The sequence below is a fragment of the Rheinheimera sp. genome (assembly GCF_037442525.1).
GTDB lineage: Bacteria > Pseudomonadota > Gammaproteobacteria > Enterobacterales > Alteromonadaceae > Pararheinheimera.
The window spans coordinates 1-25,313 of sequence record NZ_JBBIQD010000007.1; the positions used below are offsets into that span (position 1 = coordinate 1).

Annotated in this window: 25 protein-coding genes and 1 tRNA gene; 12 read left to right on the top strand and 14 right to left on the bottom strand. The window is 53.0% G+C overall.

Annotated features, from left to right (window positions below):
* The first annotated feature begins 268 nt into the window (after window positions 1-268).
* Window positions 269-766 carry an RNA-binding protein gene (locus WKJ03_RS11435; protein ID WP_337842338.1) on the top strand — a complete coding sequence of 166 codons (498 nt, stop codon included), beginning with the start codon at window positions 269-271 and terminating at the stop codon, window positions 764-766.
* Here WKJ03_RS11435 and murI read toward each other — a convergent pair.
* On the bottom strand, window positions 739-1,566 hold the full coding sequence (gene murI / locus WKJ03_RS11440) for a glutamate racemase (protein ID WP_337842339.1): 828 nt from the start codon (window positions 1,564-1,566) through the stop codon (window positions 739-741). The two genes, WKJ03_RS11435 and murI, sit on opposite strands and share 28 nt — an antisense overlap.
* Window positions 1,567-1,714: 148 nt before the next feature.
* Here murI and trmA point away from each other — a divergent pair, with 148 nt between their 5' ends.
* Complete coding sequence (trmA, locus tag WKJ03_RS11445) at window positions 1,715-2,809, top strand: tRNA (uridine(54)-C5)-methyltransferase TrmA (protein WP_337842340.1); 1,095 nt, start codon at window positions 1,715-1,717, stop codon at window positions 2,807-2,809.
* On the opposite strand, the gene fabR is transcribed toward trmA, so the two are convergent.
* Complete coding sequence (gene fabR, locus WKJ03_RS11450) at window positions 2,799-3,407, bottom strand: HTH-type transcriptional repressor FabR (protein WP_337842341.1); 609 nt, start codon at window positions 3,405-3,407, stop codon at window positions 2,799-2,801. The genes trmA and fabR overlap by 11 nt on opposite strands.
* 95 nt (window positions 3,408-3,502) lie before the next feature.
* Here fabR and WKJ03_RS11455 point away from each other — a divergent pair, with 95 nt between their 5' ends.
* Together WKJ03_RS11455 and sthA are read left to right on the top strand one after the other, a co-directional pair.
* The gene (locus WKJ03_RS11455; RefSeq protein WP_337842342.1) at window positions 3,503-4,621 is read left to right on the top strand and encodes a fatty acid desaturase; all 1,119 of its coding nucleotides are present in this window, start codon (window positions 3,503-3,505) and stop codon (window positions 4,619-4,621) included.
* A gap of 91 nt (window positions 4,622-4,712) precedes the next feature.
* Complete coding sequence (sthA, locus tag WKJ03_RS11460) at window positions 4,713-6,128, top strand: Si-specific NAD(P)(+) transhydrogenase (RefSeq protein WP_337842343.1); 1,416 nt, start codon at window positions 4,713-4,715, stop codon at window positions 6,126-6,128.
* 40 nt (window positions 6,129-6,168) lie between these two features.
* Here the strand turns inward: sthA and hemE are convergent, their stop codons facing one another.
* Together hemE and nudC are read right to left on the bottom strand one after the other, a co-directional pair.
* Window positions 6,169-7,251 (bottom strand): uroporphyrinogen decarboxylase, encoded by a 1,083-nt coding sequence (hemE, locus tag WKJ03_RS11465; RefSeq protein ID WP_337842344.1) that lies wholly within the window; start codon window positions 7,249-7,251, stop codon window positions 6,169-6,171.
* A gap of 228 nt (window positions 7,252-7,479) precedes the next feature.
* Entirely contained in the window at window positions 7,480-8,304 is an 825-nt protein-coding gene (gene nudC, locus WKJ03_RS11470; RefSeq protein ID WP_337842345.1) for an NAD(+) diphosphatase, read from the bottom strand.
* Between the two features lie 125 nt (window positions 8,305-8,429).
* On the opposite strand from nudC, the gene rsd reads away from it, so the two are divergent.
* The 4 genes from rsd (at window position 8,430) to WKJ03_RS11490 (ending at window position 11,067) form a co-directional block, all read left to right on the top strand.
* Window positions 8,430-8,915, top strand: a complete 486-nt coding sequence (rsd, locus tag WKJ03_RS11475; protein ID WP_337842346.1) for a sigma D regulator — start codon at window positions 8,430-8,432, stop codon at window positions 8,913-8,915.
* 427 nt (window positions 8,916-9,342) lie between these two features.
* The gene (locus tag WKJ03_RS11480; protein ID WP_337842347.1) at window positions 9,343-9,987 is read left to right on the top strand and encodes a class I SAM-dependent methyltransferase; all 645 of its coding nucleotides are present in this window, start codon (window positions 9,343-9,345) and stop codon (window positions 9,985-9,987) included.
* A gap of 67 nt (window positions 9,988-10,054) precedes the next feature.
* On the top strand, window positions 10,055-10,603 hold the full coding sequence (gene yihI, locus WKJ03_RS11485; protein ID WP_337842348.1) for a Der GTPase-activating protein YihI: 549 nt from the start codon (window positions 10,055-10,057) through the stop codon (window positions 10,601-10,603).
* Between the two features lie 5 nt (window positions 10,604-10,608).
* Window positions 10,609-11,067: a DUF2489 domain-containing protein gene (locus WKJ03_RS11490; protein WP_337842349.1), complete on the top strand. Its 459-nt coding sequence runs from the start codon at window positions 10,609-10,611 to the stop codon at window positions 11,065-11,067.
* Between the two features lie 22 nt (window positions 11,068-11,089).
* Here WKJ03_RS11490 and WKJ03_RS11495 read toward each other — a convergent pair whose 3' ends face one another.
* The 3 genes from WKJ03_RS11495 to WKJ03_RS11505 form a co-directional block, all read right to left on the bottom strand.
* The gene (locus WKJ03_RS11495) at window positions 11,090-12,370 is read right to left on the bottom strand and encodes an amidohydrolase family protein (RefSeq protein ID WP_337842350.1); all 1,281 of its coding nucleotides are present in this window, start codon (window positions 12,368-12,370) and stop codon (window positions 11,090-11,092) included.
* Between the two features lie 77 nt (window positions 12,371-12,447).
* On the bottom strand, window positions 12,448-12,984 hold the full coding sequence (locus WKJ03_RS11500) for a DUF1285 domain-containing protein (RefSeq protein WP_337842351.1): 537 nt from the start codon (window positions 12,982-12,984) through the stop codon (window positions 12,448-12,450).
* 61 nt (window positions 12,985-13,045) lie between these two features.
* Window positions 13,046-13,121: transfer RNA gene (locus WKJ03_RS11505), tRNA-His, on the bottom strand.
* 168 nt (window positions 13,122-13,289) lie between these two features.
* Here WKJ03_RS11505 and WKJ03_RS11510 point away from each other — a divergent pair.
* Together WKJ03_RS11510 and WKJ03_RS11515 are read left to right on the top strand one after the other, a co-directional pair.
* Entirely contained in the window at window positions 13,290-14,114 is an 825-nt protein-coding gene (locus WKJ03_RS11510; RefSeq protein WP_337842352.1) for a mechanosensitive ion channel domain-containing protein, read from the top strand.
* Entirely contained in the window at window positions 14,111-14,869 is a 759-nt protein-coding gene (locus WKJ03_RS11515) for a DUF481 domain-containing protein (protein WP_337842353.1), read from the top strand. Before WKJ03_RS11510 ends, WKJ03_RS11515 begins: the two co-directional genes overlap by 4 nt.
* A gap of 31 nt (window positions 14,870-14,900) precedes the next feature.
* Here the strand turns inward: WKJ03_RS11515 and WKJ03_RS11520 are convergent, their stop codons facing one another.
* The 6 genes from WKJ03_RS11520 to WKJ03_RS11545 form a co-directional block, all read right to left on the bottom strand.
* Window positions 14,901-15,500, bottom strand: a complete 600-nt coding sequence (locus WKJ03_RS11520) for a response regulator transcription factor (protein ID WP_337842354.1) — start codon at window positions 15,498-15,500, stop codon at window positions 14,901-14,903.
* The gene (locus tag WKJ03_RS11525) at window positions 15,500-16,555 is read right to left on the bottom strand and encodes a histidine kinase (protein WP_337842355.1); all 1,056 of its coding nucleotides are present in this window, start codon (window positions 16,553-16,555) and stop codon (window positions 15,500-15,502) included. The genes WKJ03_RS11520 and WKJ03_RS11525 overlap by 1 nt, the downstream gene beginning before the upstream one ends.
* Window positions 16,556-16,612: 57 nt before the next feature.
* Window positions 16,613-17,302 carry a tetratricopeptide repeat protein gene (locus WKJ03_RS11530; protein WP_337842356.1) on the bottom strand — a complete coding sequence of 230 codons (690 nt, stop codon included), beginning with the start codon at window positions 17,300-17,302 and terminating at the stop codon, window positions 16,613-16,615.
* Between the two features lie 125 nt (window positions 17,303-17,427).
* A complete protein-coding gene (locus WKJ03_RS11535) occupies window positions 17,428-20,304 on the bottom strand; it encodes an AAA family ATPase (RefSeq protein WP_337842357.1) in 2,877 nt (958 codons plus the stop codon).
* Window positions 20,301-21,521 carry an exonuclease subunit SbcD gene (sbcD, locus tag WKJ03_RS11540; protein WP_337842358.1) on the bottom strand — a complete coding sequence of 407 codons (1,221 nt, stop codon included), beginning with the start codon at window positions 21,519-21,521 and terminating at the stop codon, window positions 20,301-20,303. The genes WKJ03_RS11535 and sbcD overlap by 4 nt, the downstream gene beginning before the upstream one ends.
* 89 nt (window positions 21,522-21,610) lie before the next feature.
* Entirely contained in the window at window positions 21,611-22,606 is a 996-nt protein-coding gene (locus WKJ03_RS11545) for a M20/M25/M40 family metallo-hydrolase (RefSeq protein WP_337842359.1), read from the bottom strand.
* Window positions 22,607-22,769: 163 nt separating this feature from the next.
* On the opposite strand from WKJ03_RS11545, the gene WKJ03_RS11550 reads away from it, so the two are divergent.
* Window positions 22,770-23,630, top strand: a complete 861-nt coding sequence (locus WKJ03_RS11550; RefSeq protein WP_337842360.1) for an EamA family transporter — start codon at window positions 22,770-22,772, stop codon at window positions 23,628-23,630.
* On the opposite strand, the gene bla is transcribed toward WKJ03_RS11550, so the two are convergent.
* Complete coding sequence (gene bla, locus WKJ03_RS11555) at window positions 23,627-24,373, bottom strand: subclass B1 metallo-beta-lactamase (RefSeq protein WP_337842361.1); 747 nt, start codon at window positions 24,371-24,373, stop codon at window positions 23,627-23,629. The two genes, WKJ03_RS11550 and bla, sit on opposite strands and share 4 nt — an antisense overlap.
* 114 nt (window positions 24,374-24,487) lie before the next feature.
* On the opposite strand from bla, the gene WKJ03_RS11560 reads away from it, so the two are divergent.
* Window positions 24,488-25,306: a hypothetical protein gene (locus WKJ03_RS11560; RefSeq protein ID WP_337842362.1), complete on the top strand. Its 819-nt coding sequence runs from the start codon at window positions 24,488-24,490 to the stop codon at window positions 25,304-25,306.
* The last annotated feature ends 7 nt before the right edge of the window (window positions 25,307-25,313 follow it).

Genomic DNA, 25,313 nt, shown 5'->3' on the forward strand with positions numbered 1-25,313 from the left:
CACCACCAGAGTCGCTTTCGCTTCACCCCGTCGGCATGGCGCGCATTATAGGGAGTTTTTGAACTCGCGCAACAGGGAAATATAACTTTTTGACGATTTCAGGATCGTTTGGCGGTTAAACCAACGATATGTACAGAATTGATACGGAAACCCCCTTAATTCACAGCGATTTAGCAGTTGGCTGCTTAAGATCTAATCGCTAATATAAGAAAGCTATTTAATGCGTCTTTCTGATCTGACTGTTTTTATAATGACTTAGGGAATTGTTATGTGGACTAACTTACAACGCTCATTACCTTTTACACTGGCCTTAGCCATTCTGACTTATCTGATATTTTCTTTTCTGCCTGACCTGGGGTTAAACGCCGCCACCCTGGTTTCACTCGGTGTTGTGCTGGCCGGTGTGCTAATCCCTATTCTGGTGCAGACCAAAGGGGCTGAACTGGAAACAAGCCCAAGCCGGCCGGCGGCTAAAATAAACTACCAAGGGGAAACTTCTACCTTATATGTAGGTAACCTGCCTTACCGTGCTAATGAAGATGCTGTGCGAGAGTTGTTTCAGAAATTTGGTGTAGTCGTGAATGTACGCCTGATGAAAGATCGTCAAACAGGCCGCCGCCGTGGTTTCGGCTTTGTTGAAGTAGCAGCAAAAGACGCTGCGAAGATGATCCAGAAACTGAATGATTTTGAGTTTCAGGAACGCACATTAAAAGTACGTGAAGCGAAAGAGCGTCAGGATCAGGACAACGACGAGACCGAAGAATAAACTTGTTCTGCTCCCGCCGGGTTTGGCCAGCATTGGTGTTGGCCAAACCCTAACTCTGCCAAACGCCCCTGCTGGATCAAATCCAATGCTGCAGTACTGACAAAGACATCTGCAACGCCATCTTCTTGCTGACTGAGACCAAACTGCAACTGAAGTTGCTTCACCCGCCGCGCAATAGCCTCGGCAGTATCAAATAAGCGGACACTCTGTCCCAGACAAGCGCGGATTTCGTCTGCCAAAAAAGGGAAATGTGTACAACCCAGCACTAATGCGGCTGCCTTGCTTTGAACCAACGGAGTATCCAACAAAACCCGACGCACCTCGGTCGTCACATCACAGCGATACCAAACCTTTTGCTCAGCTAACAGCACCAACTCACTTGAAGCAATCAGTTGAACATCATTTTTTGGCGCAAACTCTGCGACCAGCTGTTCAATATAAGGGCCATTTACTGTGGCCTGTGTTGCCAACACCGCAAAGGGTTGAATGCCACAGTAGTGAGCTGCTGGTTTAATAGCTGGTACCACCCCAACAAAAGGCAGCTCAAACTGCTGACGCAGATAATCCACCGCCTGAGTGGTTGCGGTATTGCAGGCAATCAACACCAAATCCACCTTGTATTGCTCAAGCAGGTGGCGGGTGAGTTGTAACAGGCGCTGCCGGATAAAGAGTTCGCTTTTGGTACCATACGGCAGGTATTGGTTGTCCATGCAATAGATATACTGTGCAGGCACACTTTCCCGCACTGCATTCAGAATGGACAAACCACCGACCCCACTGTCAATTACACCAATTCGCATCTGATACTACCTTTAGTAAGCAAGTGCCTATTCTGCCAGAGCAGTTGTCGCCGAAACAATCGAGTGATGCGGCCTATCTGTCGGGCCAGATGGACATTCGCGGAAAAGCCCTTAGAATAAGCCGCTTTTTTGGCCAGGAGAACAACAGATGGCATTGGGACAAGTGTACCCGGAACTTTATGAACAGCAGCTTGCAGAAAAAGCTGCCCAGACAACGGCATTGCTGTCTGGCTATGCCTTGCCAGCCATAGAGTTGTTTCGGTCAGAACCCAGCCATTACCGGCAACGGGCTGAATTCCGGATTTGGCACGAAGGCGACGACCTGTTCCACATTATGTTTGACCCAGAAACCAAACAAAAGCAGCGTATCGACTACTTCCCTGTCGCCAGTAAACGCATCGCCGACTTCATGCCTGTGTTGCTTGAGAAGCTCAAGCAAAAACCAGAACTGCGTCACAAGCTGTATCAGGTGGATTATCTGAGCACCTTCAGTGGTGAGTTACTGGTCTCATTAATCTACAAAAAGCCGTTAGCGGACAATTGGGCTGAACAGGCTGCAGCCTTGAAGCAGGAGCTGGCTGACTTTGCGCCACTGGATTTTATTGGCCGCGCCCGCAAACAAAAGGTGCTGGTTGATCGTGATTATGTGATGGAACAGTTAACAGTACAAGGCCGCAAGCTGAGCTATCAGCAGGTAGAAAACAGTTTCACCCAACCGAATGCTGGCGTAAACCAGCAGATGTTGGGTTGGGCTTGCGATATCGCCAAACAACTGGATGGTGATTTGCTGGAATTGTATTGCGGCAACGGCAACTTTTCGTTGGCGCTGGCTCCTTACTTTCGTCAGGTGGTCGCCACAGAAATTTCCCGCAGTTCAATTAAATCGGCCCAACTGAATATTGAGCTGAATAAGGTAGCCAACCTGCAAGTGTTACAGATGTCTGCTGAGGACGTGAGTACTGCAATGACACAAGGGAAAGCGCTAAAACAGCTGGATTTATCGCATCTGCAGTTGGATACCATTCTGGTGGACCCGCCACGGGCTGGTCTGGACGCAGCCACTGAGCAGTTTGTTTCCCAGTTTCAAGACATTCTTTACATTTCCTGCAACCCGGAGACACTGGCACACAACCTGAAAACCCTGAGCCAGACTCACCATATTCAGGCCTTTGCCTTATTTGATCAGTTTCCTTACAGCCACCACATTGAATCCGGTGTCTGGCTGCGGAAAATCAATCCTTAGCTTTGCGGCCATAGCTGGCTGCGCCATGAGCCAGCCAGCGCAGTTGCATAATAGTACGTTGGGTAATGTGGCGACGCTGTTCCGGGGTGGCGTCCAGCGCATCAGCGCCGGCATGAAACACTATAATAACCATTGCGTCGGCCTGCACCTGCGCCATTTCCCCAGGGATCTCGGTTTCCTTGCGTAAATAATCCGCCAGTTCGGCCGAAAAATGATGGATCTCGCGAGCCACCGCGCTACGAAAGGCGGCAGAGGTGCCTGAACGTTCCCGCAGTAACAGACGGAAGCCATTGCTGTGACTCACCACAAACTCCATAAAGGTTTCAATGGAGGTGCGGATCACACTGCCGTTGTTTTCTATTTTATTGCGGGCCTGGCGCAGTAACTGACGTAGCATCAAGCCGGCTTCGTCCACCAGGGTTAACCCTAACTCATCCATATCCGCAAAATGACGATAGAATGAGGTTGGCGCAATCCCAGCCTCTCTGGCCACTTCACGCAGGCTCAGGCTGGAATAGGCTTTCTCTGGGCTAAGTTGCTGAAAAGCTGCATCTATAATTGCACGTCTGGTTTTTTCTTTTTGTTGTGCTCTGCTCACTGCCCGCTCCTTTTGCTGCGCTCACCATTTTAGCCCTTGACCCGCTTGCATTGCACGGCTAAATTGGCGAACAGTTGTAAGCTGAGTCAATCTGAATGAATAAACCACCTCTGATCTGGACCAACATTATTCTGTTTGCGTCTACCTTTTTAGTTTCCCTGATCCTGGTGCCCTGGTATGCCATTGCCGTTGGGTTCACCTGGACAGAAATTATTGCCACAGTGCTGTGCCTCGGTTATTGCGGTATATCTATTACCGCAGGTTATCACCGGCTCTGGGCGCATAAAACTTACGATGCTCACCCTGTGTTGCAATGGATTTTCGCCATTGGTGGTGCTTTTGCACTGCAAAACAGCGCGCTGCACTGGTCTTCTGATCACAGGGTGCACCATAAGTTTGTCGATCAAAACGACAAAGACCCTTATTCGGCACAACGCGGTTTCTGGTTCAGCCATATTGGCTGGATGCTGCGCGAATACCAAAGCCAAACCTATTCGGATTACAGCAACGCACGCGACCTGCAGAATAATAAGATTGTGATGTGGCAACACCGCAATTACCTGTGGCTCACCATACTGACCAATTTTGGTATTCCTCTGCTGTTGGGCGTGCTGACCGACAGTATCCTTGGCATGTTACTGAGTGTGGGTGTATTACGCCTGACATTGAGCCACCATTTCACGTTCTTTATTAACTCATTGGCTCATATTTGGGGTCGTCAGCCTTATACCGATCAAAACAGTGCCCGCGACAATGGTGTGCTGGCCTTTCTGACCTATGGCGAGGGTTACCATAACTTCCACCATATTTTTGAATACGATTACCGCAACGGCATCAAATGGTGGCAGTTTGACCCGACCAAGTGGCTGATTAAAAGCTGTTCCTATCTTGGCTTAACCCGCAACCTGAAAGTCTGCCCGCAAGAGCGCATTGAAAAAGCCAAAGCGCAAATGCAGTTAAAGCGCGCCCAATCCCAGGTACTGCACCTACCGGATGCCGAGCTAACGTTACAGAAGCTGCAGCAGGAGTACGATGTGTTGGTAGAAAAACTGCAGCTGTACTACGAAGCGAAAAAAACGCTGTTGCAACAAAAGAAACAGCAATTGACTGAGCACTACGCTGGCTTTGATCTGCAACACCGGGTTGCCGAGCTGAAAGCCAACTGGCGCGCCCAACAGAAAAGGTGGCGACTGCTGACCACCCAACTTGTTTAACCTAAAAAAGGTGGCTCCAGCCGCCTTTTTTATCGCCGTTTTTCCGGAATTCTGCGTACACTAAGGCCATAGAAATCAACGGGGTAACACAGTGGCTAAAACAACTAAACCAGTTCAGTACGATTTTGACGCCATTATTATCGGCACAGGCCCGGGTGGTGAAGGGGCTGCGATGAATCTGGCGAAAAGTGGTAAACGCGTCGCCGTGATTGAGCGTTATGAAAAAGTCGGGGGCGGCTGCACCCATTGGGGGACCATTCCATCCAAAGCCTTGCGTCACTCGGTCAGCCGTTTTATTGAATACAAAGAAAACCCCTTGTTTCAGATGGACGACCAGTCGTCCAACCTGACATTCCCGCAAATTCTGAAGCACGCCGCCGGGGTGATCCGCAAGCAGGTGCAACTACGCAGCAGTTTTTATGAGCGGAACCGGGTCAAAGTCATTGCCGGTATTGCGTCTTTTGTTGATGCCAATCACTTACGCATTCAAACACCGGATGCTCCGGATCAGGTGATCTCCGCTGAACATATAGTACTGGCCACCGGCTCTCGGCCTTACCGCCCGAACCATGTGGATTTTAGTCACCCCCGCATTTTCGACAGCGACACTATTTTGTCGCTGCAGGACGACCCGCGCCATATCATTATTTTTGGCGCTGGCGTGATAGGGTGTGAGTACGCCTCGATTTTCCGCGGTTTAGGTGTGCGGGTTGATTTGGTCAACACCCGAGACCGCCTGCTGGCCTTTATGGACACTGAGATTTCTGATGCGCTGAGTTACCACTTCTGGAACTCCGGTGTCACCATCCGCCACGGCGAAGAGTTCGACCATATTGAAGGCTGTGACGATGGTGTGATCCTGCACCTGCAATCTGGCAAAAAAATGAAAGCCGACTGCATTTTGTTTGCCAATGGCCGGACCGGCAACACAGACCTACTGAACCTGTCCGCCGTTGGCCTGGTGGCTGACCGCCGCGGCCAGTTAAAAGTAAACGAAAACTATCAGACCGAAGTACCGAACATCTACGCCGTTGGCGATGTCATTGGGTACCCCAGCCTGGCCAGTGCGGCTTATGATCAGGGCCGGATTGCCGGCAACTCCATTATTCATGGCCATTGCGACACCCGGTTGATTGAAGACATTCCGGTGGGCATTTACACCATTCCGGAAATGAGTTCAGTCGGCAAGAATGAGCAGGAGCTGACTGCAGCCCGTATTCCTTACGAAGTGGGTCGGGCCCAGTTTAAACACCTAGCCAGGGCGCAAATTGCCAATACCAGTGTCGGCAGCCTGAAAATTTTGTTTCACCGTGATACCAAAGAAATCCTGGGTATCCATTGTTTCGGCGAGCGGGCAGCGGAAATAGTACACATAGGTCAGGCCATTATGATGCAAAAGAACGGTGGCAATACCATCGAGTACTTTGTGCACACCACCTTTAACTACCCAACCATGGCCGAAGCGTATCGGGTCGCCGCAATGAACGGCTTAAACCGGCTGTTTTAACTCTAAGATCAACAAGGGGCCTTCCGGCCCCTTGATCTTTTTATTCTTCCAAAAGTGTGGCTTGCATATGATAGGCCGGGCTGAAGGTCTGCACTGCATCAATAAAGATACCCGCTTTTTCCGGGTCCACATCTGGCGTAATACCATGGCCCAGGTTAAACACATGACCAGTCCCCATACCGTAACCATCCAGAATGCCTTGAACTTCCTGGCGAATACGTTCAGGTGTACCAAGCAAAATGGCAGGGTCCATATTGCCCTGCAAGGCCACTTTATCCCCCACTCGGGCACGCGCATGGCGAATGTCCATGGTCCAGTCCAAACCGACACCATCACAACCGGTCGCCGCAATGTCTTCCAGCCACAAACCACCATTTTTGGTAAATAAGGTAACCGGGACCTGGCGGCCATCCGCATGGCGGGTTAAACCGGCCACAATTTGCTGCATATAACTTAACGAATACTCTCGGTAATCATGGGGTGTTAACACGCCACCCCAAGTGTCAAAGATCATCACGGACTGAGCACCGGCAGCAATTTGAGCATTCAGGTACAGGATCACACTCTGCGTCAGCTTATCCAGCAGAATATGTACAGCCTCCGGTTCGGTATACATCAACTTCTTTATTTTTGAGAAGGTTTTGCTGCTACCGCCTTCAAACATGTAAGTAGCGAGAGTCCAGGGGCTGCCGGAAAAGCCGATCAGAGGCACAGAACCATTGAGTTCGCGACGGATGGTGCGCACGGCGTCCATCACATATTTGAGTTCAACTTCCGGATCCGGTACAGGTAACTGCACCACATCCATAAAGTCAGTCAATTGTTTGGTAAAACGTGGACCTTCACCTTCACCAAAATACAGGCCCATGCCCATCGCATCAGGAATAGTCAGAATGTCGCTAAATAAAATGGCTGCATCCAAGGGATAACGACGCAGCGGCTGCATCGTCACTTCACAAGCCAGTTCTGGATTTTTACACAAGGACATAAAATCGCCCGCCTGAGCACGGGTCGCACGATACTCTGGCAGATAACGCCCAGCCTGGCGCATCATCCAAATAGGAGTCCGATCCACAGGTTGTTTCAGTAAAGCCCTTAAATACCGATCATTTTTTAATTGCATCTGTTATCTGCCATCTTCTGAATTTTTGTTAGTTTATCACTGAAGTTTTTCTGATGACTATGTTTTCCCACAGCGTATTCAGTTTCGGTTAAAAAAAGCTGTTGCCTGCCCAAAATACATCTGTTATAAACTACTTGCGCTAGTAAAGAACAAGAAGAAAGAAACCTGTTTAAACAGGTCCGGGTAACGTAAGTTACACTCCACTTAAGCCACGATTTAGTGGCTTTTTTATTTTCTGCTGTTGGCTTTGACCAGCTGTTGGATCACCCGCCCTGACAGGGTCGCTTCGCCTGGAACTTCCGGCAGCTTATCTAAATCAAACCAGTGCGCTTCTTCAATTTCATCCGGCTGACAACACAATTCGCCCCCCTGATAATCGGCAATAAAAGCCGTCATCAGTGAATGTGGGAAAGGCCAGGGTTGGCTGCCCACATACTGCAGATTCCCAATACGAACTCCGACTTCTTCTGCCACTTCACGCACAGCCGCTTGTTCCAGTGTCTCAGCCGATTCGACAAAGCCTGCCAAAATCGAAAAAAAGCCGCTTTTGTGCCGTGCCGAGCGCGCCAGTAACAATTGATTTTTCGAATTCACGACAGCAATCAGTACACAAGGGTTGATCCGAGGATAACAACGATGGCCACACTTATGGCAGAGTGCTGCCAGCTCCCAGTTCACCAAGTGCATGCTGCTGCCACATTGGCCGCAAAATTTATGGGTTTGCAAAAACAGCGCCACCTGACAGGCTCTGGCCGCATGTTCAAAATGCGGCTCACCAAAGACCAGAAACTGTCTGGCACTGTGCCAATGGTGTTCAGGTTCAGGCCTGTCTTGATACTGCAACAGGTAACATGGGGTCTGGTCAATTTCACCAATCTGACACAGCATCTCGGAGCCATCCAGTTCAAGCCCCAACTGCTGCAGGCTCTGGGGTTGGGGCGGCTGTTCAGCATCCGGCAAATACAATTTGCCCTGAGAAACTACATACCAATATCCTGTTCTAGCTTTTGCATGAGGCAGGCTGTGGCGGATCATAGACACCTCGTTCACCATCCGTTTCGCTGCGTCATCATAGAACCAAACACTGGGCTGACCAATAAAAAAGTAGTTGATCTTTATTGCAGAATTCTTTTAATTAGAGGTTAACAGCAGTAAATTTTTGATCTGAGGGCTCAGATATGTTCACCCGCCTGGAAACAGCTCAACAAAAATGGGGTGGTCGTTTAACCGCTATCGACACCTGGCTTGACGACAGACAGCGCCTTATTGTCAGCTATTGCAAACTGGCCGCATTGCCTCCATTCGACAAAAAAAGCCAGCAGTCTTTGCCCGCCAACTCTGAAGTTCAGGCATTTTGCCAGCAACTGATGGATTACCTGTCTGCCGGGCATTTTGAAATGTATGAACGCATCGTGTCTGAATGTGCAGAAAACGGCCATGACAGCCGCAGGCTGGCTGATGCCCTGACCCCAAAAATTTCCGCGTCCACTGATGTAGCCCTGGAATTCAATGACAAGTACGCTGAAGTGACTGACGATCAATGGACTGTAGCCTTTGATCAGGACTTGTCTGAATTGGGCCAGGTGCTGGTGGAACGTTTCGATTATGAGGATCAGCTGATCCAGACTTTGCATAACAAACACAGCGACGTGGTTTCTGCCTGATAATTCCCCTTCGTTTTGGCAGACCAGCGTCCGCTGGTCTGCTGATTAAAAAAGTTCCACCTTTCGTCGTTTTTTTCTGCAAAACATCTTGTCATTCAGTGAAATTGGAGTATGGTTAGTCACGTTGCCTCCGGTAACAAGCTAAAAACAAGGACCAGCAGCAAGGACAGCAGCAGTGCGGTAGTACGCTTTAATGCAACATCAAAAATGATGCTCTTGTGTTTCTTAACACAGCACGGATGAACCAGAAAGTATCAGGATGATCGCGAATAACAACCTCTATAGGGAAATTGCGCAACAATAACTGGATGCTTGCAAGACAGGGGGTCGGTCCCCGTCAGGATGACTTAAGCAGAATTCGTGTCTGACTAGACACTCTTCCTCAGAGGGCGGTACCATCAGGTATCGCCCTTTTTGTTTTCAGCTTATGTCAGTGCATTGCCCACTCTGTTTTCACCCCGACAGCTCTCTGTTTCATCAGGATAAAAAACGGCCGTATTGGCGTTGTCCGCAGTGCGCCCTGGTTTTTGTTGCTGCCACAGATCATGTATCCGCTGCAGCGGAAAAAGCACAGTACGACCTGCATCAGAATCATTGCGATGACCCTGGGTATCGTCAGTTTCTGAATCGTCTTGCTATGCCTTTGCAACAGAAGTTGGGCCGCTCCGGCCTGTCTGGTCTGGATTTTGGCTGCGGACCCGGTCCTTTACTGGCACAAATGCTGACCGAGCAGGGTCACAGGATGGCCATTTGGGATCCCTACTTCGCACCGGACCCGGCGCCCCTGAACCAAAGCTACGATTTTATCAGTTGCTCTGAAGCCATTGAGCATTTTGCTACACCAGCAAAGGAATGGCACTTATGGCAAAGGTTACTAAAACCAGCTGCGGTACTCGCCATTATGACCAAGCGCTATAGCGATCTGAAAGGTTTCGCGAACTGGCATTATAAAAACGACCCGACCCATATCAGCTTTTTCCACGAAAACACCTTCGAGTTTTTAGCCCAACGTGATGGTTTTACTGTGGAATTTCCGGCGCCGGATGTCGTTCTTTTACAAAAACAGAATTAACGGCCAGGGACTGGGCTTTTCGCAGTAAACTGGTTAAAATACGCGCCCTTTTTCAGAGGCAGACTTTATGACCCGGATTAAAAAAACCCGCACCTCAGGCCAGATTGGTGTCAGACACAAACCTGCGGCAGAAGCCCGACAGGATCGCACCCGTACGCCTGAAACCAAAAAGAAAGGTTCGGGATTAAAATCCGGCAGCCGGCATTCACCACCCGCAGAGCAGAAAAGCAGTGGGAGTTCAGGTAAAAGAGACCCACGCCACGGCAGCAAGACCCCTATCCCACTGGTATTGACGCAGGCGGAACAAAAGCTGATGGACAGCAAGAACCTGCAGCCCGTGGCACAGCTGAGCAAAGCCAAAGCCCCCGTCTTAAGCCCGGAGCAGGAGCTGGCTCAGATCGAAAACGATGCAACCTTGGCTGCACTGTTAGACCGCGTAGATCAGGGCGAAATTCTCAAAGGCAAAGAAGCCAAGTACTTTAACGCCAAAACGGCGCGCCACGCCGAACTCGTTGAGTTATTGGGGCTGGACGACGAGGACGAGGAAGAAGAGCTCGACCCACTGGCCAAACTGGAACAAACCGATTGGCGCAAAGAAATTCTGGGTGAGGATTAACAGTTTTGACAACCGGATGGATCATTGCCTTTGGCCTGGCGACCTTACTGGTGGCGGGCTTAGGTTTGTACCTGGGTCGCTTATTGCGCTTGTTGCAGCAACAAAAGCAACAACAGCAAGCCGACGTACAGAAGAAAAATGCCTACCTGTTTGAAAGCATCGACCTGATCGGCCGGGCCATGCAAGAAGGTCAATGTGAATTGTCAGAAGGGGCTTTAAGGATCTGGGTTCTGCTGGATCATCTGCAGTTGGGGCAAAAACCCGAAGCCAAAACTCAGTATCCGGCTCTGTTTCAGATGTATGAAGTGGTCAAAGACATGCCAACCCATCAGGCACGTAAAGAGCGGGATAAAAAAGAAATCCGGCATCTGGACCATATCCGGCAACAGGCTGAAATTAATTTAAAAGATGCCATTCTGGCCGATGTCGGCACTCTGCTCGACTGGCTGAAAAAAGCCGCTTAAGCAAGCGGCTTGTTCAATCCGGCTACAGCTGTTTATACACCTGACCCGCTTTCATCACAAAACTGACCTGGCCCATCAGGGCAGGTTCCTGCAAGGGGTCGCCCGGCACAGCAACCAAATCCGCCAGTTTGCCGGCTGAGACTGTGCCCAGTTCAGCATCCGCTTTCAGCAGTTTTGCACTTTCAATGGTCGCAGCCCGAATGGCTTCGATCATCGGCATCCCCGCTTCGGTCATATAAACAAACTCTTTCCAGTTTTCTCCGTGCGCTCCCACGCCAGAGTCGGTGCCAAAAGCAATTTTAACGCCGGCTTTGTAGGCCTCCGCGAAGGTCTGCTGAATTTTCGGGCCAATGGCCAGCGCTTTAGGCCGCACCAGTTCAGGGAAAAAACCCGGGGTGGCGGCCTTGTCAGCCGCCCATTTACCGGCACTGATGGTCGGCACGTAATAAGTGCCATGTTTTTTCATCAGCGCCATGGTGCTTTTGTCCATCAGAGTGCCATGTTCGATCGAGTCGACTCCTGCCTTTATGGCACGCTCCATGCCCTCTTTACCATGCGCATGCACAGCCACTGTCATGCCATAGTCTTTGGCCGTGATGACCACTGCCTCTAACTCTGCCTGGGTAAACTGAGGGTTGGAGCCACTTTTAGCCACGCTCAGTACGCCGCCAGTTGCGGTCAGTTTAATCAGATCCGCCCCCTCTTTGTAGCGCTGCCGCACTGCTTTACGGGCTTCATCCGGCCCATTGATCACCCCTTCTTTGGCCCCTGGGTCCCCCATTAAAAAATAGGCGACGCCATTGCTTGGGTCTGCATGCCCGCCAGTCGTGGCCAGGGATTTCCCGGCGGTAAAAATACGCGGCCCCTTGACCAACCCCTGATTAATCGCTTTGCGCAGTGCGGTGCTGATACGGTGGGTATCGCCCAGTTCCCGCACTGTGGTAAAACCGGCCATCAGGGTTTTTTCGGCAAAGGTGGCGCCACGCAGCGCAAAGTCGGCTTCATTCATCGTGAAGTCTTCGCTGTAACTGCCAGGCCCCATTTGGGTCGAGAAGTGGGTATGCATATCCATCAGCCCAGGCATCAGGGTATGGTTTTTCAGATCGATCAGTGTATCGGCTGCTCCTGCGGCCTGATAACCCTGTTTGACGGCACTGATTCTATCGCCCTCCACCAGCACCGTGACCTGTTGCCTGACCTGATTGTCTTCGGCACTAATCAGCCGTCCTGCATGGATCACCGTGGCGGCCTGGACTGGCCCGGCCAACACCACCAGTGCCAGCACTGTCATTTGCGTCTTCATTGCTGTTCCTTGTTCTTGTTTTATTGGGTTCAGTTGACTATGAAGCAGGCCGTTTTTTTCCGCAACCTGTCCTTGCGTCAACCGGAAGCTGAAGTCCCCAACAGGAACTTTTGCCCGCCAGAATAAACAAAGAGCTGCCCTGCCTGCTCCTGTGCCAGTTCAGCCAGCTGGTAATAGCAGTTGCGACTGAATTTGGCCGTCAAGCCCCGCCATAACTGCAGATAAGGTAAGAGCTGACCATTGGCCTGAGGTAAAAGCTGCAGGGGGTATTCAGCGCTGATTAACATCTGATGCTGCAAATTGGTTGTCACCTGCAGCACGGGCCCCTGGTCGGTCTCCAGTGAAGCCAGCTCTGTGATAACAAAAGCCGCATCATCCACCTGGATCCGCACTTTTTCGACTGGCGTCAGCAGAAAATACTGTTGGTCGCGGCACAGCAGCACCGAAGCAAAGAGCCGGACCAGGGCCTCGCGTTCAATCACCGACCCCTGATACCACCAGCGGCCATCGGCAGCGATCCGCAGGGGTAAATCACCACAAAAAGGTGGGTCCCACAGCTCCAGCGGAGCCAGATTGGGTTGTTGCAGTTGTTGCTGCAGCAGGTTGAGGTTCATAGAAAAAATACAGGCGAAAAGGACCAGAGATGAAAAAAGAGTAACACAGCTAAAGGGGAAGTGGGGTGACTGATGGGGCTCGAACCCACGACAACCGGAATCACAATCCGGGACTCTACCAACTGAGCTACAGTCACCGCAGAGCCGCGCATTCTAGCGGATCACTCTGTTTATGCAACTGTTTTTTATCATGTGGAGCGGGCCGTTAAGCCTGTTCAGGCTTGGGTCAGCCGGACCGCTGTGTTAGGGTTAGGCCAGAAACGCAGAGACTACTTCTCTGCGTTGTCTGGTTTGAAGGAGTCACAATGCAACAATTTATTGATTTTATCAGCGACAACCAACAGCTGATCCTGTCCTACAGCGTGAAGATCCTGGTGGCGCTGATTATTCTCTATGTCGGCCGCTGGTTGTCAAAAAACCTGACCCGTATGCTGGAAAAAGCCTTACTGAGCCGTAAGGTCGACAAAGCCGTGGTGTCTTTTTTAGGCGGTATTATTCAGACTGCCATTATGCTGCTGTTTATCCTGATTGCGTTGTCACAGGTCGGTATCCAGACGGCATCTTTTATTGCCATGTTGGGTGCAGCAGGACTGGCTGTAGCACTGGCGCTGCAAGGCTCTTTATCCAATTTTGCCTCCGGTGTGCTGATTATTCTGTTCCGTCCTTTTAAGGCTGGTGATTACGTTGATACAGCCGGTGTTTCAGGCACAGTAGAGAAAATAGAAATCTTCCAGACCATTCTGCGCAGTGTCGACAACAAACGCATTATTGTGCCCAACTCGCAAATTACCGGTAGTGCCATAGTGAACTATTCCGCCGAAGCCACCCGCCGTGTCGATTTAGTGATTGGCATCAGCTACGGCTCAGATTTACGCAAAGCCAAACTGATTCTGGAACAACTGGTCAAGGCCGATGGTCGTATTCTGGCAGAACCAGACCCGCTGATCGCAGTGGGCGCTTTGGCCGACAGCAGCGTGAACCTGATTGTGCGCAGCTGGGTCAATGCAGCCGATTACTGGCCTGTTTACTGGAGCCTGCTGGAAAACATCAAGCTCAGTTTTGACGAACAAGGCATCGAAATTCCATTTCCGCAAATGGATGTCCATCTGAAAAAGGAAACGAACCCATGAAATATCTGGTCCTCTCCCTGCTTGCATGCAGCTGTATCGCGGCACAGGCCGAAGACACTTCAGCCACAGCCTCTGACGAACCCAAATTAGGCTGGAGCACCACCGCCGAGCTGGGAGCCATCACCACTTCAGGTAACACCAAAGGTACCTCAGTCACAGGAAAAATAGATTCCAGCCATGAGATGGAGCACTGGTCGAACGAATACAGCCTGAGTGCTTTTTATAAACGCGATGAAACCACCACAGATGATGGCAATACCCTGATACAGACCTCAGCCGAACGTTATGCGGCCTCCGCCAAAGGCGGTTACCGGCTGGATTCAGATTCGGCCCGGCTGTTTATTTATGGCTCCCATATAGATGACCGTTTTGGCGCTTACACCGAATACAGCACAGTCGCCATTGGGTATGGCGATCAGATCTTTAAGACAAAGGACATGTCGCTGGACGGCGAAATTGGTCCTGGTTATGCCCGCGGTAAAACCGATGCCGGCGAACAGGAAAACGGCCTGTTGGTCCGCAGCGCCGCAACCTTTCGCTGGCAGTTGAGCGACAATGCCCGTTTTAAACAAACAGTGGCGCTGGAATATGGTGAAGACAACAAAAGGACAGTGGCTGAAAGTTCGCTGACCAGCAAGCTCAATGGCCGCCTGCAGATGAAAGCGGCCTTTTCAGTGCAAAACGACAGTAAGGTGCCTGTTGGCAAACAGAAAACCGATACCCAGACCTCGTTAACCCTGGTGTATTCGTTTTAAACGGATGGATGCCAGCTCTGGCAGGCTGGCATCAAAGCCAGCCTTTTTGCCGGGCAATCCGGGCTGCGTCAACCCTATTGCCCGCCTGCAGTTTGCTGATGGCTTCAGACAAATAATTGCGCGCCGTGCCTTCGGCAATATACAAAGCCGCGGCAATCTCCGCGGTGGTTTTACCTTCGCCGGCCAGACGCAGTGCCTGCCGTTCCTTTTCGGTCAGCGGGTCTTTTTCGCCCAAGGCGTTCAGCAATAACTCGGGGTCTATCACTTTTTTACCCTGCAACACCTGGCTGATGGCCTGAGTCAACTGCTCTATAGGGGCGTCCTTCAGCAAAAAAGCCCTGACACCAGATTCCAGCGCCCGCTGCACATAACCTGCGCGGCCAAAAGTGGTCAGAATCATGACCTGAACCGGCAACTGCTGTTGCTGCACATAAAGCGCCAGATCCAGACCGCTGCAAAGCGGCATTTCAATATCGCTGAGCAATAAATCAAACTGCTGTTGTTGCAGCAAAGTCCGGGCGGCGAGACCATGTTCAGCTTCGGTCACCTCAAACTGACCGCTGAGGCGCAGCAAGGCAGCCAAAGCGCCCCGCACCATGGCCTGATCTTCGGCCAGCAAAATACGTGTCATCAGGCAGTCCTTGGGATCTGAAGGTGAAAACGGGTGGGGTCAGTCTGCCAGCTCAGCTGCCCGCCCAGCAAGCTCAGGCGTTCAGCAATACCTTTCAGCCCCTGACCCGGCTCTATAGTGCTGCAGGCACCATCGTCTGTGATCACTAAGGAACGTTGCTGTCCGGTCTGCTGCAGCGTCAGCCAGACCTGCCGGCCCTGACAGTGGCGGATAATATTGGTGATCAGCTCGGTCAGCACGGGCACCAGGCATTGCTCCTCCTGCTCCGTCAGGTCTTGCCATTGCCCGTTCAGCTCTACCGCAAAACCAGCCTGACGTAATAATTCCAGCAAGGGCTGCACTGTGCTGTCCCAGCCCTTATGGCGGTATCCAGCCACTGTGTGCCGCACCGCTGATAAGCTTTCGCGGGCAATCACACCCAGTTGTTGAACTTCCTGCAAAGCATCGGCCTGCTGGCCACGCTGCAGAAACTGTGCGGCTAAATCCGCCTTCAGAATCACACTGGACAGGCTGTGCCCCAGAATATCATGCAAATCTCTGGCAATCCGTTCCCGCTCCAGCTGCGCAGCCAGCTGACTGATTTCCGCTTTGCTTTGTTGCTGCTGGCGTTGCACCTTTTGCCGCCATTGCTCTACCTGGCCCATAGTGCCAATACCCAGCACCAGCAGGTTGCCATAGAGACTGAACTCCCAGACCCCATCGAAGAGCCACCAGCCGAGCAGCGTGATCCAGCAGCCCAGGCCGAGGATCAGCAGCGCGAAATAGCGCAGAGGTAACGCAAAACCAAAGAAAAAGGCGGCAAAAGCAAACAGGCTGATGGAACCAAAAGTGACTGGGGTGATCAGGCTCGCCACCAGCACTATACCAAGCGCCCCCAGCAAGGTCCGGCGTTTCTGCGTGGAATAGGCATAAAAATAACAGACCAGAAACCCAGCCAGAGCCAGCAGCTGCCAGCCAATCTCCATCAAGCTGTAGGGCCGGAACCACACAGGCACCAGGTAAAACACCAGATTCACCAGGTACACCCATTTCAGCCGCGATTCTTTCTGATCCATACCTGTCCTTAGGGCTGGCCGGACTCCGGCCAGCCTGTTGTTTAGCTGCAACACTGCTTAGTTTTGACGGTAACGCTGCTGTTGTTCTAACAGAAAACGGGCCCAGCCATAATCCGGGTTCAGTTGCAGCGCCTGTTGCCAGTCGGCCACAGCCGCTTCTTTATTGCCGGCATCCATGCTGGCCAGTCCGCGCCAGGTATACGCTTCCTCCTGGCCCCAGCAGATTTGTGTGCAGGGCTGACTGAACTGCGTTATGGCCTGACTGGCCAGTTCTGCTGCGGCCGTTTTACTGCCCCCAAAGACAGCTGGCGTGTTGAAGGCAGAAATAGCTTTGACCAGCAGTACCCTTGGATTGTCCGGTGCCAGCTGTTCCGCTTTCGCCAGGGCTTCTGCGGCTTTTTTGCCATATTTGGTGCCGTTTTTCAGTGGGCTTTCGCTGATCATCAGGCCATACACGGATGACAGCAACGCCAGATTTTCTGCATCTGGCTGTTGTGCCGTCAGCTGTTCCAGCGTCTGACGCGCCTGCTGCAAAGCCGCCGAAAACTGCTCAGCGTTGCCAGCGACCTGGCTGATCACCGCCAGCCGGTATTGGGCGTAGGCCTGCGGATAACTGACCTCAGTTCCTTTGGCGTAGTCCGTCAGCTGCGTCAGTTGCATGCGGTTGGCAGCCGCGTCAATCTGCTCAATGCTGGCCGCCTGCACTGCAGTAGTCAGCAGGGTCAGAGCAATCAATAATGGCTTCATTTTTACTTTCCTTTTTTATGACACCCCGTTGGTGTGGTGTCATTATCGGAAGTCAGCCAGCATTGCGGCAGGCACAAAAGTCATCAGTTGCACCTGACAAATGTCATCTATTTACGCCTGACCGGCTAATACACCTTTAGCGTGCTGTACCCCAAGCCCTGCTGCTTCTCCAACCGGATCTGCACAGCAATACGCTCTTTTAATGCCTCCACATGGCTGATGACACCAATTTGTTTGCCACTGGCGTTCAGCTGGTCCAGCGCCGCCAAAGCGCTGTCCAGGGTATCCGGGTCCAGGGTGCCAAAACCTTCATCCAGGAATAAGGAGTCAATGCGGGTTTTACTGGAGACTAAATCGGACAAGGCCAGTGCCAGTGCCAGACTGACCAGAAAACTTTCGCCGCCTGACAAGGTTTTGGTGTCGCGTTCCGCGTCGGCCTGCCAGCTGTCGACCACCACTAAATCCAGCTCGGCATCGGCTTTGCGTTTCAACTGATAGCGGCTGTGCAGCCGCTGCAGCTGGGCATTGGCCAGTTGCACCAGTTGTTGCAGCGTCAGGCCCTGGGCAAAGCGGCGGAAGCGCGCTCCGTCCGAGGAACCAATCAGGCTGTTCAACTGCTGCCAGCTTATCAGTTGCTGCTGTTGCTGCTCTATTGCCATCGCCAGTTGCTGCTGTTGTTGTTGCTGTTGCCGGTCGGCGTCCAGTTGCTGTTGCAGGCTGGCTAAAGTTGCCACCAGCTCCAGCATCTGTTGCTGTAGCTGCTGCTGTTGCGCTGTCAGTTGCGGCAAATCCAGCCCGGTCAGTTGCTGTGCCTGTAACTGCTGCAGTTGCTGCCGGGCATGTAGGCATTCTGCCTCTGCCGCTATCGCCTGTTGTTGCAGCTGCTGTTTCAGCTGGCTCAGCTCAGCCACCTGTTGTGGGCTCAGCAAAATCGCCAGAAAGGCGGCTTCGCTCTGAAAAGCTGCGCTGCTGAGCTGCTGCTGCCACAGCTGTTGTTGTTGTTCCAGTTGCTGTTGCCACTGCTGCAACTGCCGGGCACTTTGTTCCTGTTGGCCCAGTTGCTTCTGTAAGGCAGCGCTGTGTTGCTGCACCTGCTGTTGTAATCCGGCCAGATCCGCGCTTGGCTGGGTTGAGCCCACGTCAGCCTCTACCTGCCAGGTCCTGGCCTGTTGTTGCCAGAACTGCAGTTGGTGTTGCAGTTGCTGCAAGTCTTTCTGCTGCAGCGCCAGCTGATGTTGATTCTGTTGCCACTGCTGCAGCAGAGCACGCTGGGCCAGTGTGTGTTTCAGCTGTTGCTGCAGTTGCTGTTGTAGCGCGATCAGTCCCTGCGGCAGCTGCGACTGCCATTGGGCACTGAGCTGCAGGATCAGTTGCTGCCATTGCTGCTTTAGTTGAACCTGTTCCTGCTGCTGGTGCGCCAGTTGTTGGCGCAGCTGGTCAGTGCGGGCCTGCAGCGCCGCTTTTTGTTCGGCTGCCGCTTTGCCTTGTTCCAACACCAGTTGCTGTTCGTGCTGCAGTTGTTGCCACTGCTGTTCGGTCTGGCTTTGCTCCAGTTGCTGATAGTGTTCAATAGCCGGGTGCTGTTCGCTGCCACATAAAGGACAGGCGTCACCGGGCTGCAGCCGGGCTCTGTGGCCAGCCAATTGCAGGATCAGCCGCTCCTGTTGCAACAACTTCTGTTTGTCCTGACTTTGGCTGTCCAGCTCTCGGTACCGTTGCCGCAGCTGCTGTACCTGCAGCTCCTGTTGTTGCAACTCCGGGGTTAAGTCTTCCAGCTGCTGCTGCCAGCCCTGGTTTTGCTGTTCCAGCCGCTCTTGTTGTTGCTGCAGTTGGATCAGCTGTTGCAACAGCTCCAGATGTTGGCGCTGGTGTTCTTCCTGCTGCTGCAACTCTGGCAGATCGCTGTTGTCTCCCTGCAGTTGCTGTTGCAGCTGCTGCCCTTCTTCGAACAGCTGCTGCTGTTGTTGTCTGGCAACACGCTCCTGTTGCTGGCTGGCCGTCAGCCCTGCGGCAATCTGCCGTTGCAACTGTTGTTGCTGCTGAATCAGGTTCTGTTGCTGCTGCTGATAGCTCTGCTGTGCCGCCGAGGTCAGCTCCCTGTGCTGCTGCAATTGCTGGTACTGGTTTAATAAAGGGCTGTGCTGCTCAAAACGCTGCAGTTTATCCAAGGCACTGTGCTGGCGCTGCTGTTCAGCCTGCACCTGCTGCTGTTGGGCCATAGCCCGTTGCTGGCGGTTTTCAGCCTGCTGCAACTGCTCACGCCAGCGCACCAAAGGCAATAATGCCTGTTGTTGCTGCTGCAGTTGTTGTTGCTCTGTGCTCAGTTGTTCGGCTTTAGCCGTCAGCTCAGCGCGGCGCCCGGCATCCAGCAACTGCACCCCTGACAGTTTGGCCTGCAGCAGTTCCAGAGCGGCTTTTTCTTCTTTAGTGCGTTCATACACAGCCACCGACAACTGACCATAAATTTCAGTACCGGTCAGCTCTTCCAACAGCTCAGCCCGCTCATTGGCCGGCGCATTCAGAAAGGCAGCAAAACCACCCTGCGCCAGCAACATGGATTTAGTAAAACGGCCAAAATCCAGCCCGGTCAGTTGCTCGGTCAGCTTCAGTTTTTCGTTGCTTTTGTCGGTCAGGATCTGGCCGTCGGCGCGCGCCAGTTCCACTTTAGCGGCCTGCAGGTTGCCATCCACTGCGCCACGGGAACGGCGCTGGCTCCAGAATGCACGATACACCTCTCCCCGCACTTCAAACTCCACCTCAGCCAGGCATTCACTGGTATGGCGGCTCATCAGTTCGTTACTGCTTTGCGACAGTTGTTTCAGCCTGGGCGTCTGATGGTACAAGGCCAGGCAAATGGCATCCAGAATGGTACTTTTACCGGCGCCGGTAGGGCCCGTAATAGCAAATAAATTGGTGTCGGCCAAAGGCGGGGCTGTGAAATCAATATGCCACTCACCTTTTAATGAATTCAGGTTTTGCAGCCGGACAGTACGGATTTTCATGCTTCACCCTCCTGCAGTTGCACCAATAAGGCCGCCACCATCTGCTGAAACTGCTGTTGCTGCTCAGCACTGAGCTCTTCCTGCTCCAGCCGCTGCTGCAGCACCATGGCTGGCTCCAGTTCAGTCAGGCTCAGCACTTCGGCACTTTGTATGCCGGCTTGCGGAGCGGTGCGGGCCCGGCGCAATTTCAGCAGCTCCACCGGCAAATCGGCCAGTTGCTGTTGCACCAGCTGATGCAATTCGCTGAGCAATGCATCAGCGCCGGTCAGTTGCAATTCCAGCCAGAGTTTTTGCCCGGCTTTCAGTTGCTCCAGGGCTGGTGTGAGCAAAGCATCCAACTGCTTCAGTTCACATTTCAGGCTCAACATCGGCTGAAAACAAGGAACGGGCAGCAGTTCCAGTTTGGGTTCAGTGCCATTCAGCTCCAGCAGCACCACCGACTTTTGCTGGCGGCTTTCATCAAAACTCAGCGGCAGCGGCGAGCCGCTGTAGCGCCAGAACGGATTGCCAGCGATTTGCTGCGGCTGATGAATATGGCCCAGGGCCAGGTAATGGACCGGCGGAAAAGCGCTGGCTGGCAAGGCATCCAAAGTGCCGATATAAATATCCCGCACCGATTCAGTGCAGCTGGCGCCTACTGTGGTCAGGTGCCCTGTGGCCAGAACAGGCAGCTCCAAGCCCAGTTCCTGCCGCCGCTGCAGTGCCAGCTGGTACAACTCTTGGTAGCAACCGGCTATGGCCTGCTGCAGCTGTTGTTGTTTGGCCTGGGCGTTGTCGCCGCCCTGGCTTTGCACTAAATCGCGGCTGCGTAAAAAGGGCAACGCCAGCAGCAAAGCGGCAGGTTCGCCCTGTTGATTGCGCAATGTGAGCAGATGCTGTTCCGGCTGCCCCAGCCAGCCCGGGATCACCTGGGTATGCAGTTTGGCCAACAGGCTCTGGCTTTCCTGCAACACAGCCACAGAATCGTGGTTGCCGCCTAATAAGATCAACTGACAGCCGGTCGGCAGCAGATCGACGACCAGTTGGTGGTACAACTCGCGGGCATAACTGGGTGGGGTGCTGGTATCAAAAATATCACCGGCGACAATCAGTGCATCGACCTGGTGGTGTTCAATCTGTTGCTTTAACCAGACAAAAAACGCCTGATGTTCAGCCGCGCGGCTTTTGCCGATAAAGTGTTGCCCCAGATGCCAGTCGGAGCTGTGTAGAATTCGCATAAGGCCGTTTTATTCCCGGCAGCAAGTGCCTTAAAAAAAGCGCTCTGGAAAAGAGAGCGCTTCTCAGAAAATCATGGCCTTAGCATAACCTACTCTGCATCAAACAATAACAGGCTGCTCAGCACAGTTTCGCTGACCTCGCGGTAAAACTGCGGATCGATACGGTCTGAAGTATCGGTGGGCTGGTGGTAATCCGGGTGGTCTGGCACACCAAAATAGACAAAGTCGATGCCGTGCTGATGGAAGATATGATGGTCAGAGCCCGTGGTCCAGTCTGGTGTATGGCCGGCCAGCCACTGAGGCCGGTCATGGCCCAATAACAACCGGACCGAGCTTTGCTGCTGCAGCTGCTGCAGAACAGGTTCCAGCCTGGGTTGATGATAAGCGCCCACCGCAAATAACTGCCGGGCCGTGTCACGGCTTAACATATCCAGATTGATAGTGAGTTTGACCTGTTCCGGCTGCAGCAACTGCTGTTCAAACAACATTTTGCTGCCCCACATGCCTTTTTCTTCATGATCCACAGCCGCAAACCATAAGGTATGGCGGGGCGGGTGCTGTTTAAAATAACGGGCCAGCGCCAGCAGAGCCGCCACCCCAGAGGCATTGTCATCCGCGCCATGATAAATCTGTCCCTCCTGCACACCTAAATGGTCGTAATGAGCAGTGATCACCAGCAGCGGCAGTGCAGGGTCTGTGCCGGCAATTTTACCCAGTACATTGGCCGCCCCCTGATGGTCAGCAGCTTTACCTGACCTGGCCTGATAAGGCTGGCGATACCCTTCAGTGCCCGCTGGTATCAGGCCAATTTTTTCAAACTGCTGCACCAGCCAGTGTTGTGCGGCCAGGCCACCGGGTTGCCCTGTGCCACGACCCGCCATAGCCTCAGAAGCCAGTTGCTGTAAATCCGCCAGCTGTTGCGGCCAGTCCAGCCGCTCCGGCATCTGCGGCACCACGGGCGCAGGTTGCGCCGCCAGCCGCTGCTGCTCCAGTTGAGTCATCCGCTGCAGGTACTGCGGCCAGCCAAACCAGCCCACTACCCCCAGCACCACAGTCGCCACACTCAGTTTCAGGAAAAAACGCATTTCGCTTGTCCGCTGCTCAAAACCTGACAGGCTACTGTGCCAGTTGTGTATTGCAAAGCCAGCCACCGACCAACAGCCAGCTTTTTGCGCTGGAAAGTAGCGGTGGCCTGCACTGAAACCAGCTACACTAGCGCCAGTTGAATCCGCCGCCATGAGATGTTCCGTGCCCGCTTTATCACGCCAGTTTTTGTTCGCTATTGTCAGTGTGCTGATTGCCATGATGGTGATCCAATCCGGCGCCTCCATTGCCAAAACCTTGTTTCCCCTGATAGGGCCAGAAGGCACCACAGCGCTGCGGGTTGGTTTCGCCGCCCTTTTGCTGTCGCTGGTGTTTCAGCCCTGGCGGCACTGGCCACAAGGCAAAAGCCGTCAGGCCATTGTGTTGTATGGGCTTTGTCTGGGTGGCATGAACCTGATGTTTTATCTGGCGATAGCCCGGATCCCATTGGGTATTGCGGTCGCACTGGAATTTACCGGCCCACTGGCGGTGGCCCTGCTGTCGTCCAAACGTAAACTGGATTTGCTTTGGGTAGCGCTGGCCATCCTTGGGATCACCTGCCTGCTGCCCTGGCAAGGCGAACAGGCCGCACTGGACTCGCTGGGGGTGGTACTGGCGTTGGGCGCCGGGGCCTGTTGGGCCGGATACATTATTTACGGCCAGCGCAGTGGCGGCGCTATCAGTGGTGGTGCCGCTGTGGCTATGGGCATGGGTGTGGCCGCCTGCTTTTTGGTGCCTATAGGAGTGGTCAGTGCCGGCACTGCCTTGTTGGATGGCTCAGTGCTGTGGTTTGGCCTGCTGGTCGCGCTGATGTCCAGCGCCATTCCGTACAGCCTGGAGATGGTGGCGTTAAAACGGCTGCCAGCCCAGAGTTTCAGTATTTTGATGAGCCTGGAACCGGCCATCGCAGCGCTGGCCGGTTTATTGATTTTGTCCGAGCAGCTCAGCCTGCTGCAATGGGGGGCCATAGTGGCGGTGATCACCGCCTCGCTGGGCAGCAGCCTGACGGCAAAAAAAGCGCCCTAGAACTTCACTTTAAACAGATTCAGGCTGTAGTCAATGAGCCGCATATCACCAATTTCGCCATGGCCGGGAACCACTGTACCGGCCTGGCCATAGTGTTGTTTCATCGCCCGCAGCGCCTGTGGCCAATGCGCCAGATCGGCCTCACCAATGTAACCCAAGCCAGGGAAACGTGGCGCTTTAATGGCGCAGCCACCCACCAACACTTGCGCTGCTGGTACATAAGCCACCAGATTATCTTTGGTATGGCCAGGGCCTGGGTAATACAGCTCAAAAGGCCCGTGTTGCAGTGTTTGCCCCACCTCAAAACGCCCCAGCGACTGCGGCAGCGGAATATTTTCTTTGATACTGAGCAAGCGGGTCTGGGCCGAGCTGAAAAACGGGATCTGCCGCTGGTACAACAGCGCTGAACCGCCGGTTTTATCGGCATGCGAATGGGTAGCTACCACACTGTGTACAGGTAACTTCAGTTCAGTCTGCACCCAGTCCAATAACTTTTCAGTGGACTCATTGCCCCAGGCGGTGTCGATGATCCAGATTTTGCCCTGATAACGCGCCAGCACACCATTGGAATAAAAACGCACGCCATTCGGAAAACTGTACCAGGAGCGGTGCACCCAGAGATCCGGGCTCAGCTGGATCACGTCGAGATCCGGGCTCAGCTGCAGTGCTTTTGGTTCGGCATGCACAGGCAGTACTGCCGACAACCACAGCAAAAAGGACAAGATAAAACTGAATAGCTTCAAATGGATACCCTCTTTGTACCTCAAGAGTACAAGGTCTAAAGTTTTTTATAGCAGCCACTGGGCAAGGCCAGTAACTTGCCTTACTCTGGCAGCACAAAATTCAGATGATCTGTTATGCAGCCCCATAACCTGTCAGCCAGCTGGCTTCACCAACCCGCCATGTTAAGTGCGGAGCAAAAACAGCAAAGCCGCCGCCATTGCGGCTTTGGCTGCATTTTTTGTGGCTGTCCAGTCTACCAGTATTTTCAGCTGGAGGGACAGACAGAGCTGCTGGCCATTTGCCCTTTGCATCAACGGCAGCTGCAAAAAAACCTGCTGAGCCCGTCTACACTGGAGCAAAGGGCACAACACCCGATCAACCTGGACAGGCAGCACCTGCCCGGCTTTAAATTCGACCCGGACCGGCGTATCCAGCTGTCGGTGGGCATGAATACCCTGTACGCCGATTTGCCGGATGCGGGTGGTGAACACCCGCTGATTTGGGTCAACGGCCAGGTATTTTTTTGTTTGCATGCTGACCGGCACTGGCTGAGTTTTTCCTTTGTGCTGTCGGACGCTCAGGGCCAGCCCTTAGTGCAGGTGGTACAGGGGGAACTGCAGCACTGCCCGGCCGGTTGGGAATTCAGTTACGAAGTGATGACCCTGAAAATCCGCGACAGCCAGAAACGCCTGGTATTGACTGCTCAGTTGTGCAATGACCGGGTGCTGGTGACCAAAGGCCTGTTTCTGGACCCCCATAAAGACGGCTTTGCGGTGGAGGGCAACAGAGTGATTGCCATGCTGGATGGCCAGAAAGGCGGTGAATATATGCAGCGGCTGGAACCGGGCCGCTATCAGGGCGGCTGGGCTTTATTTAATAAGGTACGGTATCCGGAATTAGTGATGCCAGGCAGTTTCGCCTTTATTTGTGCCACGAAACGCAAAAGCCTGTAGCAGCGAA

Coding starts and splice junctions, on each gene's coding strand:
- WKJ03_RS11510 (WP_337842352.1), top strand. CDS start 13,290: ATGCAACAATTTATTGATTTTATCAGCGACAACCAACAGCTGATCCTG.
- rsd (WP_337842346.1), top strand. CDS start 8,430: ATGTTCACCCGCCTGGAAACAGCTCAACAAAAATGGGGTGGTCGTTTA.
- WKJ03_RS11500 (WP_337842351.1), bottom strand. CDS start 12,984: ATGAACCTCAACCTGCTGCAGCAACAACTGCAACAACCCAATCTGGCT.
- WKJ03_RS11560 (WP_337842362.1), top strand. CDS start 24,488: ATGCAGCCCCATAACCTGTCAGCCAGCTGGCTTCACCAACCCGCCATG.
- WKJ03_RS11515 (WP_337842353.1), top strand. CDS start 14,111: ATGAAATATCTGGTCCTCTCCCTGCTTGCATGCAGCTGTATCGCGGCA.
- nudC (WP_337842345.1), bottom strand. CDS start 8,304: ATGGTGAACGAGGTGTCTATGATCCGCCACAGCCTGCCTCATGCAAAA.
- yihI (WP_337842348.1), top strand. CDS start 10,055: ATGACCCGGATTAAAAAAACCCGCACCTCAGGCCAGATTGGTGTCAGA.
- hemE (WP_337842344.1), bottom strand. CDS start 7,251: ATGCAATTAAAAAATGATCGGTATTTAAGGGCTTTACTGAAACAACCT.
- murI (WP_337842339.1), bottom strand. CDS start 1,566: ATGCGAATTGGTGTAATTGACAGTGGGGTCGGTGGTTTGTCCATTCTG.
- WKJ03_RS11525 (WP_337842355.1), bottom strand. CDS start 16,555: ATGGATCAGAAAGAATCGCGGCTGAAATGGGTGTACCTGGTGAATCTG.
- trmA (WP_337842340.1), top strand. CDS start 1,715: ATGGCATTGGGACAAGTGTACCCGGAACTTTATGAACAGCAGCTTGCA.
- WKJ03_RS11545 (WP_337842359.1), bottom strand. CDS start 22,606: ATGCGTTTTTTCCTGAAACTGAGTGTGGCGACTGTGGTGCTGGGGGTA.
- sbcD (WP_337842358.1), bottom strand. CDS start 21,521: ATGCGAATTCTACACAGCTCCGACTGGCATCTGGGGCAACACTTTATC.
- WKJ03_RS11480 (WP_337842347.1), top strand. CDS start 9,343: ATGTCAGTGCATTGCCCACTCTGTTTTCACCCCGACAGCTCTCTGTTT.
- WKJ03_RS11495 (WP_337842350.1), bottom strand. CDS start 12,370: ATGAAGACGCAAATGACAGTGCTGGCACTGGTGGTGTTGGCCGGGCCA.
- WKJ03_RS11535 (WP_337842357.1), bottom strand. CDS start 20,304: ATGAAAATCCGTACTGTCCGGCTGCAAAACCTGAATTCATTAAAAGGT.
- WKJ03_RS11435 (WP_337842338.1), top strand. CDS start 269: ATGTGGACTAACTTACAACGCTCATTACCTTTTACACTGGCCTTAGCC.
- WKJ03_RS11520 (WP_337842354.1), bottom strand. CDS start 15,500: ATGACACGTATTTTGCTGGCCGAAGATCAGGCCATGGTGCGGGGCGCT.
- WKJ03_RS11455 (WP_337842342.1), top strand. CDS start 3,503: ATGAATAAACCACCTCTGATCTGGACCAACATTATTCTGTTTGCGTCT.
- WKJ03_RS11530 (WP_337842356.1), bottom strand. CDS start 17,302: ATGAAGCCATTATTGATTGCTCTGACCCTGCTGACTACTGCAGTGCAG.